This is a genomic window from Stenotrophomonas sp. YJH_SMC_65 (assembly GCF_059369475.1).
Window position 1 is genome coordinate 24316 of sequence record NZ_JCAFSR010000012.1, and the last position, 24084, is coordinate 48399.

Here is a 24084-nt window from a genome sequence, read left to right on the forward strand (position 1 = left end):
GGCTACCGGCGTTCAAGGTGGCGAGAGGCAAGCGGCGGCAGGGCACCGCCGCCGACATCAATCAGCCCAGTGGACGCGCAGGCGCGCGCCTTCCAGGTTGATCGCGTTGAGGATCGGATACTGCTGGGCGTCGTTGCTGTCCAACGCTTGGCGCAGCACCTGCAGCTTCTGCTTGCCGCGCAGCAGCAGCAGGCGCTGTCGGCATTGGCGCAGCCCATGCGGGGTCAGCGTGATGCGCAGCGGCCACTGGTTCGCGCCCGGGCAGCCGGTGGCATCCAGCGCGGCATAGGGCAGGGTGCTTTCCAGTGCGCGGGCGAGGTCCTTCGAGCCCGGGAACAGCGAGGCGGTGTGGCCGTCGTTGCCCATGCCCAGTGCCACCAGGCTCGGCGGCTGGCTGTGCTGTGCCTGCAGGTTGGCGGTGTACACGCATTCGGGCAGGGGCTTGCCGATCCGCACCAGTGGATCGAAATGCGCACCCTCGGCGCGTTTCAGCAGGTGCTCGCGCACCAGCCAGGCATTGCTGTCGCGATCCTGCGGCGACAGCCAGCGCTCGTCGGCCAGGCTCACTTCCACCCGGTCCCAGTGCACGTCCAACTCGGCCAGCGCCTGGTAGACCGGCGCCGGTGTAGTGCCGCCAGACAGCAGGATGCGGGCGCGGCCCACTTCGTTGATGTCGTGGTTGAGGGTGTGCGCCATCTCGGCGGCAACGGCTTCGATCCAGCCATCGGCATCGCCATGGTTGATGAACTCGATGCGGTCGTCGTGGAAGGTGGTAGGGCTCATGCGGCAACTCCAGGTGCGTCACGTTCGGCGTCGGCGGCATAGGCGGCGGCGCCCAGCAGTCCGGCGTGGGGATGCATCACCGCCAACGAGGGCACGCGCGCCATGATGGAAGAGAACCGGCCCTTGTGCTCGAAGCGCTGGCGGAAACCGGAGTGCTGCAGCGAATCGAGCATCTTCGGGGTCAGCCCGCCGGTCAGGAACACGCCGTCCCAGGCGCCCTGGGTCAGCACCAGATCGCCAGCAATGGCGCCGAACACGGCGCAGAACACATCCACGGTGCGCATCGCCTGCGGATCGCCGTGCAGGGCGCGGGCGGTCACGTCCACCGGCTGCAGCTGGCCCGGATCGATGCCGGCCATCTCGCACACGGCGCGATGGATGTTGACCAGGCCGGGGCCGCAGATCAGGCGCTCGTTGGAGACGCGGCCGAACTGCTCGGACAGGATCTCCAGGATGCGGATCTCTTCCGGGGTTCCCGGCGGGAAGCTGACATGGCCGCCTTCGGTTTCCAGCGGATAGCAACGGCCGTGGCGCATGATCAGGCCGCCGACGCCGAGCCCGGTACCGGGCCCGATCACCGCGTAGTTGCGTGGCTGGCCGGGCTTGCCCGGTACCCAGGCAGCCCCGCCGACCTGGACCACGTCATCGGGCTGCAGCAGCGAAATCGCCATCGCCTGTGCGGCGAAGTCGTTGATCAGGTGCAGTTCGTCGAACCCGAGCATGGCAGCGGTGCGGCTGCGCGAGATTACCCACGGATGGTTGGTGATGCGTGCTTCGTCACCATCCACGCGACCGGCCACGGCGAACACGCCGCGGCTTGCCGTGGCGCCGATCTGTTCCAGATGGTGGCGCGCGGCATCACCCAGCGACGGGAACTCCGCCACCGCGTACTCGCGGATGCTGTCCTTCTGCAGCGGTGCGTCCAGCGAGGTGTCGGCCAGGGCGAAGCGCGCGTTGGTGCCACCGATGTCGGCGACCAGCACTGGCTGCGAGCTGGCACTCATGCCGACGCTCCGCTGTCGGGCGCGTCCAGGTCCTGCGGCAGGAACCCGCCCGCATTGCCCGGGCCCCATTGGCCGGCGGGGTAGGGCTCCAGCGGCAGCTTGGCGTCCTTCCAGGCGTCGGCGACGCTGTCGATCCAGGCCCAGGCCGCACGCACTTCGTCATCGCGCACGAACAGCGTGTGGTTGCCGTTGAAGGCATCCAGGAACAAGCGTTCGTAAGCGATACGGCGGTGCAGGCCGGTCGGCACCGACAGTTCCAGCTCCAGCGGATGCAGCTCCAGCGCGCCCCATTCCGGGCCTGCCAGGCTGCTCATCAGGCCCAGTTCGATGTTTTCCTGCGGCTGCAGCTGGAACACCAGGCGGTTCGGTGCGGCCTGCGCGCGCTGCGGGCGCTCGAACAGCCAGTGGGTGACCGGCTTCAGCGTGACCACCACGCGGGTGGTGCGCTCGGGCAGGCGCTTGCCGGTGACCAGGTGGAACGGCACGCCGCTCCAGCGCCAGTTGTCGATATGCGCGGTGACACCGGCGAAGGTTTCCACGTCGCTGCCTTCCGGCGGCTGGTAGGCCTGTGCCGGCTGGCCATTGATGGTGCCGGCGGTGTAGCGGCCACGGATGCTGTCACGCGCGGCGTGCCTGGCATCGAGCGGGCGCAGGGCGCGCAGCACCTTGACCTTCTCGTCGCGGATGCGATCGGCTTCCAGCGATGCCGGCGGTTCCATCGCCACCATGCACAGCAGCTGCAGGATGTGGCTCTGCACCATGTCGCGCAGCGCGCCGGAGCGGGCGTAATAGGCATCGCGGCCATCCACGCCTTCGCTTTCGGCCACCAGGATGTGCACCGATTCGATGTAGTTGCGGTTCCACACCGCTTCCAGCAGCGTGTTGCCGAAGCGCAGTGCGATCAGGTTCTGCACCGCGGCCTTGCCCAGGTAGTGGTCGAGGCGGAACACGCGGTCCTCGTCGATCCACTGGCCGATGGTGCTGATGATTTCCTCGGCGCTCTCGCTGTCGCTGCCGATCGGCTTTTCCAGCATCAGGCGTGCCGGCGCGGCGAGGGCGCCGCCCTTGGCCAGGCCTTCGCAGGTGGAGATGTACAGGCCCGGCGGGATGGCGAGGTAGCTGACGCACTTGCGGTGCACGAGGTCGGCGACCGCGGCGGCAACCGAGTCGACGTCGCGCAGGTCCACAGAGCGGTAGTCGATGCGACGCAGCAGGGCGCTGATGTCGTCCTGCGTGGCCATCGGCATGGCCTGCTGCAGGCGCGGCCGCAGGATGTCATGGAAGGCTTCGGTGTCATGCCCGGACAGGGCCAGCGCACGGATGCGGAAGTCCTCCGGCAGCAGGCCGTCGCCAAGCAGGCGAAGCAGCGAAGGGAACAGGTAGCGCTGGGCCAGATCACCTGTGGCACCGAACAGGAAGAGGGTGTCGTGCATCGCTCGAGTTTCAGATCCGGGTGACATCGTTGTCAATCGCTTCATGGCTGGGTTCGGGGGACATCCGCGCAACTGCCTGTCCGAGGTTCGTCAGGGGCGTTCTCCGGGGTGCCGGAAGACCGTTCCATTCGAAACCACTGCCTCGGCGGAACCTTCGTTCAACCGCCGACGCAGATCGGTGCGCACCGATCATCGGATAGTGCCACGTGAAAACGTTTACATGGCAGAATGGGCAACTGTATTCGATTGCAGTGCTCGCCGTCATGCGGCAAGCGCGCAATCATCACTGCCATCGGGAGGGCCGAGGCAGTCCCAAAAGACAGCCCGGCTTCGGGCGGACCGGATAGGTGATATGGCAAAAGTGCAGTTGCAGGGTGTGCGCAAGGTCTATGACAACGGCCAGGTCGCGGTGAAGGACGCCAGCTTCGAGGTCGCCGATGGCGAGCTGATGGTGCTGGTCGGCCCGTCCGGCTGTGGCAAGTCGACCCTGCTGCGGATGGTGGCTGGCCTGGAGGAGATCAGCGGCGGCACGCTGACCATCGGTGATCGCGTGGTCAACGACGTGGCGCCGAAGGATCGCGACATCGCGATGGTGTTCCAGAGTTATGCGCTGTACCCGCACATGACCGTGGCCGAGAACCTGGCCTTTGGCCTGAAGCTGCGCGGTCACGACAAGGCGACCATCGACAAGCGCATCGCCGAGGCGGCGCAGACGCTGGGCCTGACCGAGATGATGGACAAGCTGCCCAAGGCGATGTCCGGTGGCCAGCGCCAGCGTGTCGCGCTGGGCCGTGCGCTGGTGCGCGAGCCGGCGGTGTTCCTGCTCGACGAACCGCTGTCCAACCTGGATGCCAAGCTGCGCCACAGCGTGCGTACCGAGATCGCGCAGCTGCACCGCAAGCTGGGCACCACCATGATCTACGTGACGCACGATCAGGTGGAAGCGATGACCCTCGGCCAGCGCATCGTGGTGCTGAAGGACGGCATCATCCAGCAGATCGATACGCCAATGGCGCTGTACGACCGCCCGGCCAACCTGTTCGTGGCGGGCTTCCTCGGCAGCCCGGCGATGAACGTGCTGCGCGGCACGCTGCAGGGCGATGCCGGTGGCGTGACCGTGGTCGACGGTGACTGGTGTGCGCCGCTGGGCCAGGCCACCATCGACCCGGCGTGGCTGCAGAAGCCGATCGCGGTGGGCGTGCGTCCGGAGCATCTGCAGCCGGCGGCCGCCGACGATGCGCATGCGTTCAGCGCGCGGATCGAAGGCATCGAGCCGGTCGGCAACGAGATCTTCGTCAACCTCAGCAGTGGCCAGCACGCGCTGACCATGCGCGTGGCGCCGCAGGCGCTGCCCGAGGTGGGCGAGCAGATCCGCGTGGCGATCCACCCGCAGGGCCTGCATTTCTTCAGCGCGGAAACCGGCGAGCGCCTGTAAGGGGTAGTGCCGGCCGCTGGCCGGCAACCTCAACCCTGCATGGTTGCCGGCCAGCGCCCGGCACTACCATTCCTGCACCCATCCGTGCAGGTCCCCGCCTGCTTCAGCGGGCCAGGCCATCCAGCAACGGCACGCGCTGCGCAATGGCATCGCCCACCTGCAGGTCAGCGTCGCTGGCCTCCAGTGGCAGTACCGCCAGTGCCAGGTCGCCGGCCACGCTGGCAATCGTGCCCAGCCCCGCGCCATCCTGCTGCACGCCATCGCCGGCCTGTGCCGGTGCTGCGGTATGCAGCAACTGCACCGCACGCTTGGCCTTGCCGAGGAAGTGGGTGCGGGCGACGATTTCCTGGCCGGGATAGCAGCCCTTCTTCACGCTGTAGCCGTTCAGGCGGTCCAGGCCCAGCTGTTGGGGGGTCCACACTTCGCGCTGGCCTTCTTCCAGCCGCGGCAGGCCGTAGCGCAGGTCGGCCTGGCGCCAGGCCAGGGCGAAAGCGGCCTCATCGGCTTCATTGCCGGCCGCGAACGCGTCGGCGCTGCCAACGCGCAGGGTGCGCGGCAGGGCATCGCTGCCCAGGTCCAGCTCCCAGCCGTCGCCTGCGGTCTGCGCAATCGCCGCGCCGCTGGCGGCCTCGGGCGCGGTGAACGCGCCAGCCGCCGCCAGATCGCTGCGCACCTGCACCTTCACCTTGCGGCGGAACACGAAGCGCTGCAGTTGCGACGCAATCGCATCGGCATCGCCGTCAGCCAGCACCAGCATCACGTGGTCTTCGGCCAGCCGAAGCAGCTGGAACACCGCCAGGGTGCGGCCCTTGGCGCTCAGCCAGGCACTCCACTGCCAGTGCTGCAGGGGCAGGGCGGTGACATCGCTGCTGAACTGGGCGTGGGCAAAGACAGCCGCATCCGGGCCCTGCAGGCTCAGCAGCTGGTGGCCGGGCAGGCGCGGATATCCGACGAAAGCAGGGGGCAGGTTGTCAGGCACGTGAACGAGGTCTAAAATTTGTGCGTTGCGAGACCGAACATGATAGGCCAAACAACCCCCACTCCCGACGACGAATCTGAAGCCCCGCTGGTCCCCGCGGCACCCGTGCCCGTGGAACAGGAAAAAGCGGAAGAATTCGGCGGCCGCGGCGGACTTGATCCGGTGCGGTATGGCGATTGGGAGAAAAACGGACGCTGCATCGATTTCTGATCAGCATTGAGCCAACGCGGCCGTGTGCCGCCCAGCCGAGACAACGAGCCCAGCGAATGGCGACCAGACAACGCCCACTTTCCCCGCACCTTCAGGTGTATCGCTGGCAGATTCAGATGGCCACCTCGATCCTGCATCGAGCCACTGGCGTCTTTCTGTCTGTTGGTGCCCTCATCATCGCCGCCGGCCTGCTGGCCCTGATGATGGGGCCCGAGTCCTGGAACTGCTTCACCGGCCATGCCGGGGCCTGGTATGGCCGCGTGTTCCTGTTCGCGTGGACATGGTCGTTCGCCTATCACCTGTGCAATGGCATCCGCCACGTCGTGCAGGACTTCGCCATCGGCTTCAGCATCCCCGCCTTCATCCGCAGCAGCTGGCTGTCGGTCATCGGCAGCCTGGTGATCACCCTGCTGGTGTGGGCCTATGTGATGTTCGGAGGTGCCGCGTGAGCAAGTTCCGTACCCCGTTGAAGAACGTGCGCGGCCTTGGCTCGGCCAAGACCGGCACCGAGCACTTCGTGCACCAGCGCCTGACCGCCGCCGCACTGGTGGTGCTGGGCATCTGGTTCCTGGTCTTCGTGCTGGGCCTGCTGGGCTCGGACTACGCCACCGCCGCCGCCGCCGTGGCCAAGCCGTGGAACGCGGTGCCGCTGATCGGCCTGCTGATCGCGATGTTCTGGCACGCGCAGCTCGGCATGCAGGTCGTGCTGGAAGACTACATCCACGAATCGCTGCTGGCCCTGGTGCTGCAGACCGCGGTGAAGTTCGTCGCCGTGCTCGGCATGATCGTCAGTGTGTTTGCGGTGGGCCGCATCGCCCTCGGCGTTGCCTGAGCCCAGGCACCTACACAGGAATCCAGATTAGATGTCCGCTTACAAGATCACCGAACACAAGTACGACATGGTCGTGGTCGGCGCCGGCGGTGCCGGCCTGCGCGCCACGTTCGGCCTGGCCGCCAAGGGCCTGCAGACCGTGTGCCTGACCAAGGTCTTCCCGACCCGTTCTCACACCGTTGCCGCCCAGGGCGGTATCTCGGCCGCGCTCGGCAACATGGGCGAGGACGACTGGCGCTACCACTTCTTCGACACCATCAAGGGGTCGGACTGGCTGGGCGACCAGGACGCCATCGAGTACATGTGCCGTGAGGCCATCCCGGCCATCATCGAGCTCGAACATTACGGCGTGCCGTTCTCGCGCACCGCCGAAGGCAAGATCTACCAGCGTCCGTTCGGTGGCATGACCACCAAGTATGGCGAAGGCCCGGCGGCGCAGCGTACCTGCGCGGCGGCCGACCGTACCGGCCACGCGATGCTGCACACGCTGTACCAGCAGTCGCTGAAGCACGACGCGCGCTTCATGATCGAGTACTTCGCGCTCGACCTGATCTTCGACGAGGAAGGCGCCTGCCGCGGCGTGCTGGCCCTGGACATGTCCGACGGCACCCTGCACCTGTTCCGCGCCCAGGGCGTGGTACTGGCCACCGGCGGCTACGGCCGTGCCTACTTCAGCGCCACCTCGGCGCACACCTGCACCGGCGACGGTGGCGGCCTGGCCATGCGTGCCGGCATCGCCATGCAGGACATGGAGTTCGTGCAGTTCCACCCGACCGGCATCTACGGCGCCGGCTGCCTGATCACCGAGGGTGTCCGCGGTGAAGGTGGCATCCTGCGCAACAGCAGCGGCGAGCGCTTCATGGAGCGTTACGCGCCGCACTACAAGGACCTGGCCTCGCGCGACGTGGTCAGCCGTTCGATGACCATCGAGATCCGCGAAGGCCGCGGCGTCGGCGAGCACAAGGACCACATCCTGCTCGACCTGACCCACCTCGGCCCGGGCGTGATCGACGAGAAGCTGCCGGGCATCGCCGAGAGCGCCCGCATCTTCGCCGGCGTCGACGTACACAAGCAGCCGATTCCGGTCATCCCGACCGTGCACTACAACATGGGCGGCATCCCGACCAATTACCACGGCGAAGTGGTGCAGAAGGTCGGCGACAACGACAACACGGTAGTGCCGGGCCTGTACGCCATCGGCGAAGCGGCCTGCGTGTCCGTGCACGGCGCCAACCGCCTGGGCTCGAACTCGCTGCTGGACCTGGTGGTGTTCGGCCGTGCCGTGGCCAACCGCTGTGCCGAGACCATCAAGCCGGGCGCTGCGCACAAGCCGCTGCCGGCCGATGCCTGCGACAAGGCGCTGGGCCTGCTGGACAAGCTGCGCCACGCCAACGGCGATACCCCGACCTCGGTCATCCGCGATCGCATGCAGCGCACCATGCAGGCCGACGCGGCGGTCTTCCGCACCAGCCAGACGCTGAAGGAAGGCTGCGAGAAGATGGACAAGATCTTCGACTCGTTCCAGGACGTGAAGGTCTCCGACCGTTCGCTGGTGTGGAACTCGGACCTGATCGAGACCTACGAGCTGAACAACCTGCTGCTCAATGCGGTGGCGACGATCAACTCGGCCGAACAGCGCAAGGAAAGCCGCGGCGCGCATGCGCACGAGGACTTCCCGGACCGCGACGACGTCAACTGGCAGAAGCACACCCTGGTCAGCGTCGACGAGAAGGGCAAGTGCAGCTTCGACTACCGTCCGGTGCACATGTACACGTTGACCGACGACGTGTCCGTGGTGCCGCCGAAGCCGCGCGTGTACTGATCCGACCCCGCCTACCATGCAATCCGCGCCCACGGGCGCGGGCCGCCTGAGCCAACGAGAGCAGCCATGGCCGAGTTTTCACTCCCCAAGAATTCCAAGATCACGAAGGGCAAGCACTTCCCCGTCAAGAACGGCGGCAAGAACGTGCGCACCTTCAAGATCTACCGCTGGAGTCCGGACGACGACAGCAACCCGCGCACCGATACCTATGAAGTCGATCTGGACGCCTGTGGCCCGATGGTCCTGGACGCCCTGATCAAGATCAAGAACGAGATCGACCCGACCCTGACCTTCCGCCGCTCGTGCCGCGAAGGTATCTGTGGTTCGTGCGCCATGAACATCGACGGCACCAACACCCTGGCCTGCACCCGAGCCATCTCGGACTGCGGCAAGAAGGAAGTGCCGATCTACCCGCTGCCGCACATGAACGTGGTCAAGGACCTGGTTCCGGACCTGACCCACTTCTACGCGCAGTACGCGTCGATCAAGCCGTGGATCCGCACCCAGACCCCGGCACCGCCGGACCGCGAGCGCCTGCAGTCGCCGGAAGACCGCAAGAAGCTGGACGGCCTGTACGAGTGCATCCTGTGCGCCTGCTGCTCGACCAGCTGCCCGAGCTACTGGTGGAACGGCGAGCGTTACCTGGGCCCGGCGATCCTGCTGCAGGCCTACCGCTGGATCATCGACTCGCGCGATGAGGACACCGGTGCGCGCCTGGACGATCTGGAAGATCCGTTCAAGCTGTACCGCTGCCACACCATCATGAACTGTGCCCGGACCTGCCCGAAGGGCCTGAACCCGGCACTGGCGATCGCCGAGATCAAGAAGCTGATGATGGAACGCCGCGCCTGATACACGGCGCAGGGTAGTTGCATGACCCCAGTAGAGCCACGCCATGCGTGGCTTTGCTGTATCTGGAGAAACACGATGGAAGAAGACGTTCTGCTGAAGAAGCTGCGCTGGCGCTGTCGCCGCGGCATGCGTGAGCTGGACCAGCTGTTCGGCCGCTACCTGGACCACGAGTGGAGCACTGCGCCGACCGAAGAGCGCGAGGTTTTCCTGTTCCTGCTCGACTGCGAGGACGATAAGTTGTGGCGCTGGTTCATGGGCTACGAGGCCTGCCCGCATGCGCACGCGATCCCCCTCATGCAGAAGATCCTCGCCCTCAAGCCTTGAGTGGCGCCCCTCGCGGCTGCAGGCCGCCGCCCAGTTGGCGGTGCTGCTGGCTGCGCCGTGGCTGCTGCGCGCATCGGATCTGCCTTCACGGCTGCTGATGCCCGCAGTGGTGCTGGCCTGGTGCACGGGCCTGGCCGAACTGGCCTGGCGCCAGCGCAGGCCGCGCGTGCAGGTGCTTCTGCCTCCGCTTCCCGAGCCGATTCGGGTGGCCGGGCAGGACGTCGAGGCACCCCGGCTGGTGGTGCGCGGGCCGTGGCTGCTGTTGCGTTGGCATCAGGACCAGCGCCGCCGGTGCCTGCTGTTCTGGCCGGATGTGCTCGATTCCGGGCAGCGACGTGAACTGCGACTGGCCGTGGCCGCACGCGCCGTTTCCCGTCAGCCCCGGACGATGGCACCATAAGCTGAATTGACCGGCGTGCCTGCATGTTCAAACCCATTCCCGTGGCCATTGGCCTGCGCTACCTGCGCGCCAAGCGCCGCAACGGCTTCATCTCCTTCATCTCGATGGCATCGATCCTGGGCATCGCGCTCGGCGTTACGGTGCTGATCACCACGTTGGCGGTGATGAGCGGATTCCAGAAGGAAATCCGCAGCCGCCTGCTGCAGATGACCGCGCACACCACCATCAGCCGCGACGGCGAGCCGATGCCGGACTGGATGCGCGTGGTCGACGTGGCCCGCAAGGATCCGCGCGTGGCCGGTGCCGCGCCGTACATCGAGATCCAGTCGATGATCAGCGGCCCGCGCGTGCAGGGTGCGATCATCCAGGGCATCGATCCGGCGCTGGAGCCGAAGGTATCGGTGATCGACAAGAAGGTCACCAAGGGCAGCTATGCCAGCCTGACGCCGGGCAGCTTCAACCTGCTGCTGGGCAAGGAACTGGCGATCTGGCTCGGCGTCGACGTCGGTGACCAGGTGCTGGTGACCTTCGCCGAAGTGCAGGGCACGCCTGCCGGTGCCGTGCCGCGGATGAAACGCTTCACCGTCAGCGGCATCTTCGAGGCCGGCTACAACGAGGTCGACCGGGGCGTCGGCTTCGCCAACATGCAGGACCTGGAGCGCGTGCTGCGCAGCGACGGCGCCACCGGCGTGCGGCTGAAACTGCACGACATGGACCGCTCGCTGGAAGTGGGTGTGGACCTGGCGCAGAGCCTGGGTGGTGCGTACCGGGTAAGTGACTGGACCCAGCAGAACGCCAACCTCTACCACTCGCTGCGCATGGAGAAGGTGGTGATGGGCATCCTGCTGTCGCTGATCATCGCCATGGGTGCGTTCAACCTGGTGTCCTCGCAGGTGATGCTGGTGACCGACAAGCAGGCCGACATCGCCATCCTGCGCACCCTCGGCCTGACCCCGGGCGGGGTGATGCAGGTGTTCATGGTGCAGGGTTCGCTGATCGGCATCTTCGGCACGCTGGCCGGCCTGATCGGCGGCATCACCCTGACCCTCAACCTGGAACGCATCCTCGGTGCAATCGAGAGCGTGTTCAACGTCAAGCTGCTGCCGGAGGATGTGTACTACATCACCGGCCTGCCGACCGACATGCAGACCGGCGACGTGGTGGCGATCACCGTGGTCGCGCTGCTGATGAGCTTCCTGGCCACCCTGTATCCCGCCTGGCGGGCAGCACGCACCCAGCCGGCGGAGGCCCTGCGTTATGAATAAGGTCTTCAACCGCGGCGATGAGGTGATCCGCGCCGAAGCACTGGGCAAGACCTACGCCGAAGGGCGCATGCAGACCCCGGTGTTCGATGGACTGGACCTGACCGTGACCGCCGGCGAAACCGTGGCGATCATCGGTGCCTCCGGTGCCGGCAAGAGCACGCTGCTGCACCTGCTGGGCGGGTTGGATATTCCGACCGCAGGCGAGGTCTACGTGACCGGCCAGCGCATGTCCGCGCTGTCGGACACCGCGCGTGGCCTGCTGCGCAACCAGGCGCTGGGCTTCGTCTACCAGTTCCACCACCTGTTGCCTGAGTTCACCGCGCTGGAAAACGTGATGATGCCGGTGCTGCTGGCCGGCACTGCCGTGGCCGAAGCGAGCAGCCGGGCCACCACGCTGCTGGAAGCGGTCGGCCTCGGACATCGCCTGGACCACAAGCCGGGCGAGCTGTCCGGCGGCGAACGCCAACGTGCCGCGGTGGCACGTGCGCTGGTCAATCATCCGGCCTGCGTGCTCGGTGACGAGCCGACCGGCAACCTGGATGACCGCACCGCGGGCACCGTGTTCGAGCTGATGCTGGAACTCAACCGCGCGCGTCATACCAGCCTGGTGCTGGTTACCCACGACCGCAGCCTGGCGCGGCGCCTGGACCGGGTGCTGGAGCTGCGCGAAGGGCGCCTGCACGCACTGGCCCACGCCGACGTCTGAGCGGCCGGCAACGGCCGCCTCCCGGCGCCTGAACGGGTTTACCTGCCCTCGCGCCGGTCGCACATCGGCCGGCGCATGATCGCAGCAGGTTCCCCGAGGAGATCGCCATGAAGACCCCGATCCTGATCGCCGGACTCTGCCTGGCGCTGGCCGCCTGCGCGACCACCGGCCGGCTCAGCAGTACCGAGAAACTGGATCTGTACCGCGCCCACGCCGGCGCGCCGCAGAACGACATGCAGTTCTTCGGCAGCCTCAATGGCTGGACCGAACTGGGTGACAGCGCGCTGGCGGTGTGGACCCGGCCGAGCGAGGCTTACCTGCTGGAACTGAGTGGTCCGTGCCCGGACCTGTCGTACGCCACCGCCATCGGGTTGACCAGCAGCATGGGCCGCGTGTCATCGCGTTTCGACAAGGTGCTGGTGCGCGACCCGACCGGTGGCCCGCGCATGCCGTGCTTCATCAACAGCATCCGCAAGCTGGACGTGAAGGCACTGCGTGCCTCCGAGCAGGAGCTGCGCCAGGCGCAGGTGCAGGAGCGCGAGGAAAATACGAAATAGCGCGGTAGTGCCGGCCGCTGGCCGGCAACCTGGCATCTGCGCGATGCCGGCCAGCGGCCGGCACTACCTTTGGGTCAGGCTTCCGGGGTGAAGCCGGCAGGCTTTTCCGCGTCCTTCTCGAACAGGAACTTGACCAGTTCGCCCTCAAGGAATGCGCGATGCTCCGGGGTGCGCGGCGACAGGCGGTTTTCGTTGATCAGCATGGTCTGGTGCGCGAGCCACGCGGCCCAGGCCTGCTTGCCGATGTTGTTGAAGATGCGCTGGCCCAGTTCGCCGGGGTAGGGCACGAAGTCCAGGCCCTCGGCATCGCGTTGTTCGTACTGGCAGAAGACGGTTCGGGACATGGCACTCACTCGTGGTTGCGGGGTTTCTTGGAATTTCGTTTCGGCGCCTTGGTCGTGGCGCCGTCGAGCAGCTTGCGGATCGGCGCTGGCAGGCCCAGCGCGGGCAGCTCGTCGTTGGCGACCCAGCGCAGCGTGGGTTCTTCCACGCGCAGGCCGTGCACCTGCCGCGACAGTACCTGCAGGTGCAGCTTGTAGTGGCTGAAGGTGTGCTGCAACACCGGCAGTTCCTCGGCGTCTTCCAGCGAACCTTCGACGTGCGCGTCGAACCAGTCCTGCAGTACGCTGCCGGCATCGGCCTGCGGCAGCGTCCACAGCTGCGCCCAGATGCCGGTGTCCGGCCGCTTCTGCAGCAGCACGCGCTGCTGGGCATCGCGCAGCAGCAGGGCCACGGCTTCGCGCTCGGGCAGGGTCTTGCTGGGCTTGGGCGTGGGCAGTTCGGCGGTACGGCCTTCGCGGCGCGCCGCGCACGCGTCCTGCAGCGGGCAGATCACGCAGGCTGGCTTGGCGCGGCTGCACACCGTCGCACCCAGGTCCATCTGCGCCTGGGTGTAATCAGCCATTCGCCCGGCCGGCACCTGCGCCACGTGCGCCTCGGCAATCGACCACAACTGTTTCTCGATGGCCGGCAGGCCGGGAAAGCCGTCGATGCCGTGGTAACGGCTGAGCACGCGCTTGACGTTGCCATCGAGGATCGCGAACGGATCGTTCCAGGCCTGGCTGAGGATCGCACCTGCGGTGCTGCGGCCGATGCCGGGCAGGGCATGCAAGGCATCGAAATCGCGCGGCAGGTCGCCGTCGTGCAGTTCCACGCAGCGCTTCGCGGCGGCATGCAGGTTGCGTGCGCGGGCGTAGTAGCCGAGCCCGGCCCACTGCGCCATCACCGCGTCATTGCTGGCGGCGGCGAGGTCGGGCAGCGTCGGGAAATGCTGCAGGAACCGCTGGAAGTACGGGATGACCGTGGCTACCTGGGTCTGCTGCAGCATGATTTCCGACAGCCAGACCCGATAGGGGCTGCGTGGGTGCTGCCAGGGCAGGTCGTGGCGACCATGGTCGTCGAACCAGTGCAGCAGGCGGGCGACGAAACCGTCCCGTTCTGCAGTTTCGGCGCTGGCGTGCGGCTGGCGGGGCATTGGAGTTCCAGAGAGGCAGCCACCCGTGGGGTGGCTCTACCAGGCTGCGGTAGAGCCACGCCATGCGTGGCTGCGCGGTGTATCAGGCGCCCAGCGCTTCGGGCAGCAGGGCGTCGACGAACGCTTCCGGATCGAACACGCGCAGGTCTTCCGGGCGCTCGCCGATACCGGCAAAGCGGATCGGGATGCCGAACTCGCGGGCCAGCGCGAACACCACGCCGCCCTTGGCAGTGCCGTCCAGCTTGGTCACCACCAGGCCGGTCACGTTCACTGCGGCATTGAACTGGCGCAACTGCGACAGCGCGTTCTGGCCGGTGGTGCCGTCGATCACCATCAGCACTTCGTGCGGGGCGGTGGGGTCGATCTTGCCGAGCACGCGGCGGATCTTGCCCAGCTCGTTCATCAGGCCGGACTGGGTGTGCAGGCGGCCGGCGGTATCGGCGATCAGCACCGAGGTGCCGCGGGCCTTGCCGGCCTGCAGCGCGTCGAATGCCACCGAAGCGGCATCGGCGTTCTGCCCCTGCGCGACCACGGCTACGCCGTTGCGCTCGCCCCAGGCCTGCAACTGGGCCACGGCGGCGGCGCGGAAGGTATCGCCGGCAGCCAGCATCAGGCTGTGGCCGTCGTCCTTGAAGCGCTTGGCCAGCTTGCCGATGGTGGTGGTCTTGCCGACGCCGTTGACGCCGACGGTGAGCACCACGAAGGGCTTGGCGTTGCGATCGATCACCAGCGGCTTGGCCACCGGCTGCAGGATCGCGATCAGCTCGGCGCGCAACGCGGCCAGCAGCGCATTGGCGTCGGCGAACTCGCGCGACTTCATGCGCTTGCGCAGGCCCTCGACCAGATCGGTGGTGGCGCCCACGCCGACGTCGGCGGTGATCAGTGCGGTTTCCAGTTCGTCCAGCAGATCGTCGTCGAGCTTGGGGTTGCGCGAGAACAGTCCACCGAAGCTGCGCGCGATGACGCTGTTGCGCAGGCGTTCGCGCCAGCCGGGCTTGCCGGCAGGCGCCGGAACGGCATCGATCGAGGCGGCGGCAGGCAGGTCGTCGGTGACCGGTGCCGGGGTGGGCTGAGGCAGTGGTGCGGGTGCCGGTTCGATGGCCGGGGCCGCCACCGGGGCGACGTCGATCCGGGCGGCCGATTGCGGAGCGCTCGGAGCGGGAACGACCGGAGCCGGAACCACCGGAGCCGGAACCACCGGGGTGGGCTCGAAAGCGACCGGAACGACGGCTGCCGGCGGCGGCTCGGCCGGCGCAGGCGCGGCCGGTACGGCTACCGGTGCTGGCTCTTTGTCCTCGACCGGCGCGGCCGACGGGAACGCCGCCGCCAGCTCTTCAGCCGAGTAGTGCTGGGTCTTGGGTGCCTCCGCTGCGGGGGCATCCTGGGGCTTCTTGCGGCGGAAAAAACTGAGCATTGGCAAAAGGCGCTGAAATCAGGGGGATATGCTACCACTCGGGCCTGTCGGGCCGATGTGGACTCAAGGTCGCGGCCCGCCGGCCGTTAACCGGTCCGGAGGGCTGCGTCGTGCGGCCCGGAGACCGCCATGGACAACGTGATGGGAATTGCCCTCGGCGGGATGCGTGCGTCCCAGCAGGGCGTGCAGGTGGCTGCGCACAACGTGGCCAACCTGGCGACCCCGGATGCCCAGCGCCTGCAGCTGCAGCGCAGTGCTGCCGGGCAGGGTGGGGTGCAGGCCGCGGTGATTCCCGTCGGCGCCGATGCCGGCGCGCCGCTGGGTGACCTGCTGGCCGCGAAAGCCGAGGTGGTGGCCTTCGCCGCCAATGCCGCGGTGATCCGCCGCCAGGACCAGATGCTGGGTTCGCTGCTGGATCGCGACGCCTGAACCCCTTCGGCAGGCGCCAACCGCCGCCCCTGGTGGGTGCCAACCTTGGTTGGCACTCTCCACCCGCGCCGGTAGGTGCCAACCTTGGCTGGCACGCTCGATCCGCCCCGGTAGGTGCCAACCTTGGTTGGCACGCTTTTGGGGCGCCAACCAAGGTCGGCCTCTACCAGAGCACCGCCGGGTAAGCCGGGCCATGCCCGGCGACCACCCTGTCGATCAGGCCGACAGCTCCAGCAGCAGCTTGTTCAGCCTCGCCACGTAGGCACCCGGGTCCTTCAGGCTGTCACCGGCGGCCAGCGCGGCCTGGTCGAACAGCACCCGGCCGAGGTCGTCGAAACGCGCGCCATCGGCTTCGGCATCCAGCTTGGCAATCAGTGGGTGGCCCGGGTTGATTTCCAGCACCGGCTTGCTGTCCGGCACCTTCTGCCCGCTGGCTTCCAGGATCTGGCGCATCTGCAGGCCCAGGTCCTGTTCGCCGATGGCCAGTACCGCCGGCGAATCGGTCAGGCGGTGTGACACGCGCACTTCGGCCACGTCATCGCCCAGCACGGTCTTCAGGCGCTCGACCAGGCCCTGCTTGTCCTTCGCCGCGGCTTCCTGTTCCTGCTTGTCCGCTTCGGTTTCCAGCGCGCCCAGGTCGAGATCGCCACGAGCGATGTCGACGAAGCCCTTGCCGTCGAAATCGGTCAGGTAGCCCATCAGCCACTCGTCGATGCGGTCGGTCAGCAGCAGCACTTCCACGCCCTTCTTGCGGAACACTTCCAGGTGGGGGCTGTTGCGCACCTGGCTGTAGCTCTCGCCGGTCAGGTAGTAGATCTTGTCCTGGCCTTCGGTCATGCGGCCGAGGTAATCGGCCAGCGACACCGTCTGCGCATCGCTGTCGCCGCGGGTGGAGGCGAAGCGCAGCAGCCCGGCCACCTTCTCGCGGTTGTTGTAGTCCTCGGCCGGGCCTTCCTTCAGCACCTGGCCGAATTCCTTCCAGAACGTGGCGTATTGCTCCGGCTTGTCGGCGGCCAGCTTGTCCAGCATGTCCAGCGAGCGTTTGGTCAGCGCCGCCTTCATCGAATCGATGACCGGGCCGGACTGCAGGATCTCGCGCGAGACGTTCAGCGACAGGTCGTTGGAGTCGACCACGCCCTTGATGAAGCGCAGGTACAGCGGCAGGAACTGCTCGGCCTGGTCCATCACGAACACGCGCTGCACATAGAGCTTCAGGCCCTTGGGCGCATCGCGGTGGTACAGGTCGAACGGCGCGCGGCCGGGCACGTAAAGCAGCGAGGTGTACTCCAGCTTGCCTTCGACCTTGTTGTGGCTCCACGCCAGCGGATCGCTGTGGTCGTGCGCCACGTGCTTGTAGAACTCGGTGTACTCGGCGTCGCCGATCTCGGTGCGCGGACGGGTCCACAGCGCGCTGGCGCGGTTGACGGTCTCCCACTCGACGGTGGCGCCTTCCTCGCCTTCCTTCGGCATCTGGATCGGCAGGCCGATGTGGTCCGAGTACTTCTTGAGGATGCTGCGCAGGCGCCAGCCGTCGGCGAAATCATGCTCGCCATCCTTCAGATGCAGGACGATGCGGGTGCCGCGCTCGGCCTTGTCGACGGTGGCGACGTTGAAATCGCCTTCGCCGCGCGAGGTCCAGCGCACGCCTTCACCTGCGGCCAGGCCGGCGCGGCGCGAGGTCACTTCGACCTCGTCGGCAACGATGAAGGCGCTGTAGAAGCCGACGCCGAACTGGCCGATCAGCTGCGAATCCTTCTTCTGGTCGCCGGACAGCTGGCGCAGGAAATCGCCGGTGCCGGACTTGGCGATCGTGCCGAGATGGGCAATCGCCTCGGCGCGACTCATGCCGATGCCGTTGTCTTCGATGGTGATGGTGTGGGCGGCGGGGTCGAAGCTGACGCGCACGCGCAGTTCGCTGTCGCCTTCCAGCAGGGCCGGCTGGGTCAGGGCCTCGAAGCGCAGCTTGTCGGCGGCGTCGGCGGCGTTGGAGACCAGCTCGCGCAGGAAGATCTCCTTGTTGGAGTACAGCGAGTGGATCATCAGCTGCAGCAGCTGCTTGACTTCGGTCTGGAAGCCAAGGGTTTCGGTCTGGGTGGTCTCGGTCATCGATAGGGCTCCATGTGCAATGCCGCGCCAGCGCGTGCGGCCTCGCCAAGGGGTATGGCTGATTGTCCCGAAATCAAGGGGTTGGTCGGCCGGGCGGCGCCCGGCACCTGCAGAGGCCGAAGCAACAGCAACAGCAACAGCAACAGCGGGCTATCCGTGGGATGGCGGGGCGGTGTGGGTTGGCAGGACACGCCGTAAACCCCCCTCCGGGGGCCGGCCCAGCCGCTGGCGGCTGTGCGTTCGGGCGCTCGCGAAGCAGTGCTTCGCAAGCAAAGCGCCCTCACCCATGGGGGCTCGATGGCGCCATCCATGGCGCCAACGGTCCTGCCACCCCACACCGCCCCGCCTCTGACAGGTTCACTCGGCTGTTGGTGGGTGTCGACCTTGGTCGACACATCTGTCAGACATCGAAATAAATCTGGGGTCAGATCCGTTTTCCGCAGGAAAACGGATCTGACCCCAAGAGCCGTTCCGACAGATCGCAGGGAACTGTCGAAGGCGGGGTGCATCCAATGGGGTCAGATCCGTTTTCTGCAGGAAAACGGATCTGACCCCAAGAGCCGTTCCGACAGATCGCAGGAAACTGTCGAAGGCGGGGTGGGTCCGGTTGAGGGGGCGTGAGCCGCATGGATGCGGCGACCGAGCTTACATGGACGTACTTGCAGCGTCCCCCTCAACCGGACCCACCCCGCCATCCCACGGGGATGCCCGCTGTTGCTGTTGCTTCGGCTTCTGCGGGTGCCGGGCGCCGCTCGGCCGAACTACAATCCCGCTCATGCTGAATTTCTCGAATTCCTCCCGCCGGGGGCGCCGATGAGCGGCCGCGGTGGCAATGACGGCCAGGTCCGCATCATCGGCGGGCGCTGGCGCAATACCCGGCTGCCGGTGCCGACCCTGCCGGGCCTTCGCCCCAGCAGCGACCGCGTGCGCGAGACCCTGTTCAACTGGCTGATGCCCAAGCTCGGCGGGGCCCGCGTGCTGGACCTGTTCGCCGGCAGTGGCGCGCTGGGCCTGGAGGCGGTCTCGCGTGGCGCTGCCCACGCCACCCTGGTCGAGCGCGATGCGCAGCTGGGACGCAACCTGACCGCCGCCGTCGCCAGGCTGCAGGCCAGCGACCAGATCACCGTCGTGCAGGCCGATGCCCTGCGCTGGCTGCAAGGGGCGCAGGCGCAGCAGGCCGATCTGGTCTTCATCGACCCGCCGTTTGCCGATGGCCTGTGGCAGGACGTGCTGGCCCAGCTGCCGCGGCACCTGGCCGCCGACGCCTGGCTGTACCTGGAATCGCCGGCCGGCCACGTGCCGGTGCTGCCGCCGGACTGGCTGCTGCACCGCGAGGGTGGCACCCGCGAGGTGCGCTTTGCCCTGTACCGCCGTGCCACTGCTACACTTTGACCTCATCTGAACATCTGCATCCGCCCATGACCGTGGCCAATCGCCGCATTGCCGTCTACCCCGGCACGTTCGACCCCATCACCAACGGTCATATCGACCTTGTGAGCCGGGCCGCGCCGCTGTTCGAAAAGGTCGTGGTCGGCGTGGCGCAGAGCCCGTCCAAGGGCCCGGCGCTGCCGCTGGAGCAGCGCGTGCAGCTGGCGCGTGGCGCGCTGGCCCACCACGGCAACGTCGAGGTCATCGGCTTCGATACCCTGCTGGCCCATTTCGTACGTTCGGTGCAGGGCGGGGTGCTGCTGCGCGGCCTGCGCGCGGTGTCCGACTTCGAGTACGAATTCCAGATGGCCAGCATGAATCGCCACCTGATCCCCGAGGTCGAGACCCTGTTCCTGACCCCGGCCGAGCAGCACAGCTTCATTTCGTCCTCGCTGGTCCGCGAGATCGCGCGCCTGGGCGGCGACGTGTCCGGTTTCGTGCCGGCCGCGGTGCTCGAAGCCCTGCGCAAGGTCCGCGAAGCGAAGTCGGCACAGTCGTAAGCCCCGCTGTACCCGCACCCCATTACGTACACCACCACGCACCATTCCGGGAGGAAACCCATGAACACCACCATGCGCGCGATGCTGATCGCTTCGTTGGCCCTGGCCTTCACCGCCTGCAAGAAGGAAGAGGCCGCTCCGGTCGACGAGGCCAAGCCGGCCCTGGTCGCCCCGGCCAAGGACGACGATGCAGGCTGGAAGAAGTACCTGCAGGAAGTGGCGATCCAGAACATGGGCAACATCACCAACAGCCCGTTCCTGTACTACCTCTCGCCGGAATCGGACCCGGACTTCCAGGCCAAGTACGAGCGCCAGACCGAAAGCGCGACCCAGGCCGTGGCCCGTGGCGTGCAGCCGGGCAACATGCTGGCCTTCGGTTCGTCGGCCTCGGGCAAGATGGCTGACATGATCCAGGCCGTGTTCAAGGACGTGTCGCCGGATTCGATGAAGGGCGTGCGCGTCGTCTTCATCGGCCAGTCGGCCGACAACGCCCGCGTGCAGGCTGCGATCCAGCCGACCGGTGCCGAGTACATTTTCGTCGAAGCCAAGTAATACCGAGCCATGGCGGCCATGCTACGGCATGGCCCGGGCGGCATCCTGCAAGGGCGCCGCTGATGACCTGACCGGCCCGCGCGCCCGCGCTGGCCGGTCCTTTGTCCCAGGGCGCGGGCGAGGAGTATCGCCGTGTCGCTGAAAATCAACGAGCTCTGCGTCAACTGCGACGTATGCGAGCCGGCCTGCCCCAACCAGGCCATTGCGATGGGTGAAACCATCTACGTGATCGACCCTGCGCGCTGCACCGAATGCGTGGGTCATTTCGACGAGCCACAGTGCGTGGTCGTCTGCCCGGTCGAGTGCATCGACCCGGACCCGGAGATCGTGGAAACGGAAGACCAGCTGCTGGCCAAGCTGCGCCAGCTGCAGCACGATCACCCCGAACTCTACGCGGAGCCCCCATCCGAATGAAGACGCTGATCGTCCGCCCCCTGTTGCTGCTCGGCCTGCTGCTGAGCCCCATGGCCTGGGCTGACAGCCCGGCCCGTGCCGATCGCCCTGATGGCGCGGCCATTGCCAGCGGCCACGCACTGGCCACCCAGGCCGGCATCGACATCCTGGCGCAGGGCGGCAACGCCTTCGACGCTGCAGTGGCGGTGTCGTCCACGCTGGCGGTGGTCGAGCCGATCAGTTCCGGGTTGGGCGGCGGCGGCTTCTTCCTGCTGCACGACGCGGCCACCGGCAAGGATGTGATGCTGGATGCGCGCGAGACCGCCCCGGCTGCGGCGACCCCGCAGGCCTTCCTCGACAAGCAGGGCAACCTGGACCGTGATCGTTCGGTCAACGGTGCCTGGTCGGCGGGTATTCCCGGCCTGCCCGCAGCGCTGGTCGAGCTGTCGGCCAAGCATGGCAAGCTGCCGTTGTCGGCCTCGCTGCAGCCGGCGATCCGCATCGCGCGCGAAGGTTTCCCGGTGTACGACCGCATGGCCAAGGGCTACGCGTCGCGGCGTGAAGTGATGGAGCGCTATCCCGGCACGCGCGAGGTCTACCTGCGCAATGGCAAGCCGATCGCCAGCGGTGACCTGTTCAAGCAGCCGGAACTGGCGCAGACGCTGGAGCGCCTGGCCGCGGGTGGCTTTGATGGCTTCTACAAGGGCCAGACCGGAAAGCTGTTGCTGGCGGGCGTGAAGCAGGCTGGCGGCAAGTGGACCGCTGAAGAACTGGCCGGTTACCGCGTCAAGCAGCGCGAGCCGATCGTGTTCAACTACAACGGCTGGAAGATCACCACCGCGCCGCCGCCGTCGTCCGGTGGCATCGCGCTGGCCAGCATGCTGCAGATCCTGGAAGGCTGGGACATCAGGAAGATGGACCCGGCCCACCGCACCCACCTGGTGGTGGAGTCGATGCGCCGCGCCTACCGCGACCGCACCTTCTTCCTCGGCGATCCGGACTTCGTGCAGATCCCGCAGAAAGTGCTGACCAGCAAGGATTATGCGCAGGGCCTGCGGGCGACCATCCATCCGGAGAAGGCCACGCCCAGCGACCTGCTGTCGGGCAATCCGACGCCGCTGGAAGATGACGAGACCACGCACTTCTCGATCATCGACCGCGATGGCAACCGCGTCGGCGCCACCCAGACCGTCAACCTGCTGTACGGCTCGGGGCTGATTCCCAAGGGCACCGGCGTGCTGCTGAACAACGAGATGGACGACTTCGCGCTGAAGCCGGGCACGCCCAATGCGTTCGGCGTGATGGGCTATGAGGCCAATGCGCCGAAGGCCGGCAAGCGCATGCTCAGCTCGATGACGCCGACCTTCATGGAGAACGCCGACAAGGTCGTGGTGCTGGGCACCCCGGGTGGCAGCCGCATCATCACCATGGTGCTGCTGGGCATCCTCGGCTACGACGACGGCCTGGATGCACAGCAGGTGGCCGCGCTGCCGCGCTACCACCACCAGTGGCTGCCGGACCTGATCGAAGCCGAGGACGATGCGTTCGACGCGGCGACGGTGAAGCAGTTGCAGGCGATGGGCCACAAGATCGACCTGCCGGGTGACGTCGCCGCAGGCGGCCGCGGTTCCAGTCACGTGTGGGGCAACCTGCAGACCGTGGAATGGGACCGCAAGGCGAACAAGCTGTTCGGCGGCAGCGACCCCCGCAACCCGGTGGGCAGCGCCCAGGTCGTGCCGGCACGCTGATCCGGTAGCGCCGGCTGCTGGCCGGCAATCCGGCAGATTACCGAAACGCCGCCTTTGCCGGCGGGGTTTTCTGTTTCCTTTCTAGCGATTATTTAACGGGCCGGCGCCGATAATCGACGCATGAAACTCTGGTCTATTCGTGGAAACTCGCAGCGCCTCGATGGCGGCGCGATGTTCGGCAACGCACCGCGTGCGTTGTGGGAAAAATGGGCGGCACCGGACGAGCTCAATCGCATCGAGCTGGCCTGCCGCGCACTGCTTGCCAGTCCGCTGGAAGGCAAGACCGTGCTGTTTGAAACCGGTATCGGGGCGTTCTTCGATCCGCGCATGCGCGAGCGCTACGGCGTGCAGGAAAGCCAGCACGTACTGATCGATTCGTTGCGCGAAGCCGGCTTCGAGCACGAGGATATCGATGTGGTGGTGCTCAGCCACCTGCATTTCGATCATGCTGGCGGCTTGCTGGCGGCATGGAGCGAAGGGCGTGAACCCGAGTTGCTGTTCCCCAACGCGACCTACGTGGTCGGTGCGCAGCATTGGCAGCGCGCCGTGCAGCCGCATCCGCGCGACCGTGCCAGCTTCATTCCGGAACTGCCGGGCCTGCTGCAGGCCAGTGGCCGGCTGGAAGTGGTGGACGGGGAGTACTCGAAGGCACTTGGCCGCAGCGTGCGCTTCAGCTACAGCGACGGGCATACGCCGGGACTGATGCTGGCCGAGATCGTCGGTCACGCGCATGCCGGCGAAAGTGCGCATGGTGGCGTGGTGTTCTGTGCCGACCTGATCCCGGGGCGCTCATGGGTACACGTGCCGATCACCATGGGCTACGACCGCAACGCCGAGCTGCTGATCGACGAGAAGCGGCAGTTCCTTGAAGACAAGCTGGCGCGCAACGTGCGGCTGTTCTTCACCCACGACCCGCAGGTGGCGCTGGCGCAGCTGGGCCGTGATGACAAGGGACGTTTCGTGACCCTGCACGAACAGGGCGAGCTGAAGGCGCGCGCCCTGGGGTAATGAAAAGGCCGGGCAATGCCCGGCCTTTCACTGACGGTGGTAGATCCACGCCATGCGTGGATGGCGTTCGATCCGGACGCGACGATTATGACGACTTCAGGCAGCTGCTCATGAAGGTCTTGCGCGCATCACCGGCCAGCTTCTTCGCGCCCGCGTCAGCGTTGCACTTGCGCATCCGTTCCTGCTGCGGATTGACCGCCTTGGTCTCGGCAGCGTGGCCGCTGAGGCAGGAGCTCTGCGCGGTCTTGTAGGCATCACCCTTCAAGCCCTTGTTCTTGGCCGAGCATTCGGCCATGCGCTGCTGCTGCGGGGTGGTGGCGTTGGCAGCCAGGGGCAGGCCGACCAGCAGGACGGCGGCCAGCAGGAAAGAGGCTTTCATCGGGAGCTCCAAGGGTGGCGGGTGCGCGGAGCATTCGCTTCAGGCCGGCAA

General features: G+C 67.0%; 27 protein-coding genes. 18 read left to right on the plus strand and 9 right to left on the minus strand.

Going from position 1 to position 24084, the window contains the following annotated elements; translation table 11 throughout:
* Positions 1-57 precede the first annotated feature (57 nt).
* Genes pgl through zwf form a run of 3 tightly spaced genes read right to left on the minus strand, consistent with a single transcriptional unit; the run spans position 58 to position 3220 of the window.
* Entirely contained in the window at positions 58-783 is a 726-nt protein-coding gene (gene pgl, locus AC5P7A_RS18690; RefSeq protein WP_014646759.1) for a 6-phosphogluconolactonase, read from the minus strand.
* Complete coding sequence (glk, locus tag AC5P7A_RS18695; protein WP_014646760.1) at positions 780-1787, minus strand: glucokinase; 1008 nt, start codon at positions 1785-1787, stop codon at positions 780-782. Before glk ends, pgl begins: the two co-directional genes overlap by 4 nt.
* A complete protein-coding gene (gene zwf, locus AC5P7A_RS18700) occupies positions 1784-3220 on the minus strand; it encodes a glucose-6-phosphate dehydrogenase (protein ID WP_014646761.1) in 1437 nt (478 codons plus the stop codon). Before zwf ends, glk begins: the two co-directional genes overlap by 4 nt.
* A gap of 352 nt (positions 3221-3572) precedes the next feature.
* Between zwf and AC5P7A_RS18705 the strand changes: the two genes are divergently transcribed.
* A complete protein-coding gene (locus AC5P7A_RS18705; protein ID WP_049442320.1) occupies positions 3573-4655 on the plus strand; it encodes an ABC transporter ATP-binding protein in 1083 nt (360 codons plus the stop codon).
* A 103-nt stretch (positions 4656-4758) separates the two neighbouring features.
* Here AC5P7A_RS18705 and ygfZ read toward each other — a convergent pair whose 3' ends face one another.
* Positions 4759-5634, minus strand: a complete 876-nt coding sequence (gene ygfZ, locus AC5P7A_RS18710; RefSeq protein ID WP_032958610.1) for a CAF17-like 4Fe-4S cluster assembly/insertion protein YgfZ — start codon at positions 5632-5634, stop codon at positions 4759-4761.
* A gap of 39 nt (positions 5635-5673) precedes the next feature.
* On the opposite strand from ygfZ, the gene AC5P7A_RS18715 reads away from it, so the two are divergent.
* The 10 genes from AC5P7A_RS18715 to AC5P7A_RS18760 all read left to right on the plus strand — a co-directional run bounded on the left by AC5P7A_RS18715 (position 5674) and on the right by AC5P7A_RS18760 (position 12602).
* Positions 5674-5844, plus strand: coding sequence for a DUF1674 domain-containing protein (locus AC5P7A_RS18715; protein ID WP_005409075.1), 171 nt, complete (start codon positions 5674-5676; stop codon positions 5842-5844).
* A 56-nt stretch (positions 5845-5900) separates the two neighbouring features.
* Positions 5901-6293 (plus strand): succinate dehydrogenase, cytochrome b556 subunit, encoded by a 393-nt coding sequence (gene sdhC, locus AC5P7A_RS18720; protein WP_024958620.1) that lies wholly within the window; start codon positions 5901-5903, stop codon positions 6291-6293.
* Complete coding sequence (sdhD, locus tag AC5P7A_RS18725; RefSeq protein ID WP_005409077.1) at positions 6290-6676, plus strand: succinate dehydrogenase, hydrophobic membrane anchor protein; 387 nt, start codon at positions 6290-6292, stop codon at positions 6674-6676. The genes sdhC and sdhD overlap by 4 nt, the downstream gene beginning before the upstream one ends.
* Before the next feature lie 31 nt (positions 6677-6707).
* Positions 6708-8498: a succinate dehydrogenase flavoprotein subunit gene (gene sdhA, locus AC5P7A_RS18730; RefSeq protein ID WP_495220455.1), complete on the plus strand. Its 1791-nt coding sequence runs from the start codon at positions 6708-6710 to the stop codon at positions 8496-8498.
* Between the two features lie 66 nt (positions 8499-8564).
* Positions 8565-9350, plus strand: coding sequence for a succinate dehydrogenase iron-sulfur subunit (locus AC5P7A_RS18735; RefSeq protein ID WP_005409079.1), 786 nt, complete (start codon positions 8565-8567; stop codon positions 9348-9350).
* Positions 9351-9425: 75 nt separating this feature from the next.
* Complete coding sequence (locus AC5P7A_RS18740; RefSeq protein WP_005409080.1) at positions 9426-9674, plus strand: FAD assembly factor SdhE; 249 nt, start codon at positions 9426-9428, stop codon at positions 9672-9674.
* Positions 9625-10074, plus strand: coding sequence for a hypothetical protein (locus AC5P7A_RS18745; protein ID WP_053496093.1), 450 nt, complete (start codon positions 9625-9627; stop codon positions 10072-10074). The genes AC5P7A_RS18740 and AC5P7A_RS18745 overlap by 50 nt, the downstream gene beginning before the upstream one ends.
* 23 nt (positions 10075-10097) lie before the next feature.
* On the plus strand, positions 10098-11339 hold the full coding sequence (locus AC5P7A_RS18750) for a lipoprotein-releasing ABC transporter permease subunit (protein ID WP_032958619.1): 1242 nt from the start codon (positions 10098-10100) through the stop codon (positions 11337-11339).
* Positions 11332-12045 carry a lipoprotein-releasing ABC transporter ATP-binding protein LolD gene (lolD, locus tag AC5P7A_RS18755; RefSeq protein ID WP_014036806.1) on the plus strand — a complete coding sequence of 238 codons (714 nt, stop codon included), beginning with the start codon at positions 11332-11334 and terminating at the stop codon, positions 12043-12045. The genes AC5P7A_RS18750 and lolD overlap by 8 nt, the downstream gene beginning before the upstream one ends.
* 107 nt (positions 12046-12152) lie before the next feature.
* Positions 12153-12602 carry a DUF6491 family protein gene (locus AC5P7A_RS18760; protein ID WP_032958624.1) on the plus strand — a complete coding sequence of 150 codons (450 nt, stop codon included), beginning with the start codon at positions 12153-12155 and terminating at the stop codon, positions 12600-12602.
* A gap of 74 nt (positions 12603-12676) precedes the next feature.
* Here the strand turns inward: AC5P7A_RS18760 and AC5P7A_RS18765 are convergent, their stop codons facing one another.
* The 3 genes from AC5P7A_RS18765 to ftsY form a co-directional block, all read right to left on the minus strand.
* Entirely contained in the window at positions 12677-12946 is a 270-nt protein-coding gene (locus AC5P7A_RS18765) for an oxidative damage protection protein (RefSeq protein ID WP_004153160.1), read from the minus strand.
* A gap of 5 nt (positions 12947-12951) precedes the next feature.
* Positions 12952-14076 carry an A/G-specific adenine glycosylase gene (gene mutY, locus AC5P7A_RS18770; RefSeq protein WP_046429947.1) on the minus strand — a complete coding sequence of 375 codons (1125 nt, stop codon included), beginning with the start codon at positions 14074-14076 and terminating at the stop codon, positions 12952-12954.
* Positions 14077-14158: 82 nt separating this feature from the next.
* Entirely contained in the window at positions 14159-15490 is a 1332-nt protein-coding gene (gene ftsY / locus AC5P7A_RS18775; RefSeq protein WP_046429948.1) for a signal recognition particle-docking protein FtsY, read from the minus strand.
* Positions 15491-15619: 129 nt separating this feature from the next.
* On the opposite strand from ftsY, the gene AC5P7A_RS18780 reads away from it, so the two are divergent.
* Complete coding sequence (locus AC5P7A_RS18780; protein ID WP_014646771.1) at positions 15620-15919, plus strand: hypothetical protein; 300 nt, start codon at positions 15620-15622, stop codon at positions 15917-15919.
* A 216-nt stretch (positions 15920-16135) separates the two neighbouring features.
* Here AC5P7A_RS18780 and htpG read toward each other — a convergent pair whose 3' ends face one another.
* A complete protein-coding gene (htpG, locus tag AC5P7A_RS18785) occupies positions 16136-18025 on the minus strand; it encodes a molecular chaperone HtpG (protein ID WP_046429950.1) in 1890 nt (629 codons plus the stop codon).
* A gap of 813 nt (positions 18026-18838) precedes the next feature.
* On the opposite strand from htpG, the gene rsmD reads away from it, so the two are divergent.
* The 6 genes from rsmD (at position 18839) to AC5P7A_RS18815 (ending at position 23654) form a co-directional block, all read left to right on the plus strand.
* Entirely contained in the window at positions 18839-19417 is a 579-nt protein-coding gene (gene rsmD, locus AC5P7A_RS18790) for a 16S rRNA (guanine(966)-N(2))-methyltransferase RsmD (RefSeq protein WP_014646773.1), read from the plus strand.
* A 26-nt stretch (positions 19418-19443) separates the two neighbouring features.
* Positions 19444-19953, plus strand: a complete 510-nt coding sequence (gene coaD, locus AC5P7A_RS18795) for a pantetheine-phosphate adenylyltransferase (RefSeq protein WP_014036814.1) — start codon at positions 19444-19446, stop codon at positions 19951-19953.
* 60 nt (positions 19954-20013) lie between these two features.
* Positions 20014-20505 (plus strand): hypothetical protein, encoded by a 492-nt coding sequence (locus AC5P7A_RS18800; protein WP_032959157.1) that lies wholly within the window; start codon positions 20014-20016, stop codon positions 20503-20505.
* Between the two features lie 132 nt (positions 20506-20637).
* Positions 20638-20919: a YfhL family 4Fe-4S dicluster ferredoxin gene (locus tag AC5P7A_RS18805; RefSeq protein WP_004153175.1), complete on the plus strand. Its 282-nt coding sequence runs from the start codon at positions 20638-20640 to the stop codon at positions 20917-20919.
* Entirely contained in the window at positions 20916-22646 is a 1731-nt protein-coding gene (ggt, locus tag AC5P7A_RS18810) for a gamma-glutamyltransferase (protein ID WP_014646774.1), read from the plus strand. The genes AC5P7A_RS18805 and ggt overlap by 4 nt, the downstream gene beginning before the upstream one ends.
* Positions 22647-22766: 120 nt before the next feature.
* On the plus strand, positions 22767-23654 hold the full coding sequence (locus AC5P7A_RS18815) for an MBL fold metallo-hydrolase (RefSeq protein WP_019338337.1): 888 nt from the start codon (positions 22767-22769) through the stop codon (positions 23652-23654).
* Between the two features lie 85 nt (positions 23655-23739).
* On the opposite strand, the gene AC5P7A_RS18820 is transcribed toward AC5P7A_RS18815, so the two are convergent.
* On the minus strand, positions 23740-24033 hold the full coding sequence (locus tag AC5P7A_RS18820) for a PsiF family protein (protein ID WP_046430010.1): 294 nt from the start codon (positions 24031-24033) through the stop codon (positions 23740-23742).
* Between the last annotated feature and the right edge of the window lie 51 nt (positions 24034-24084).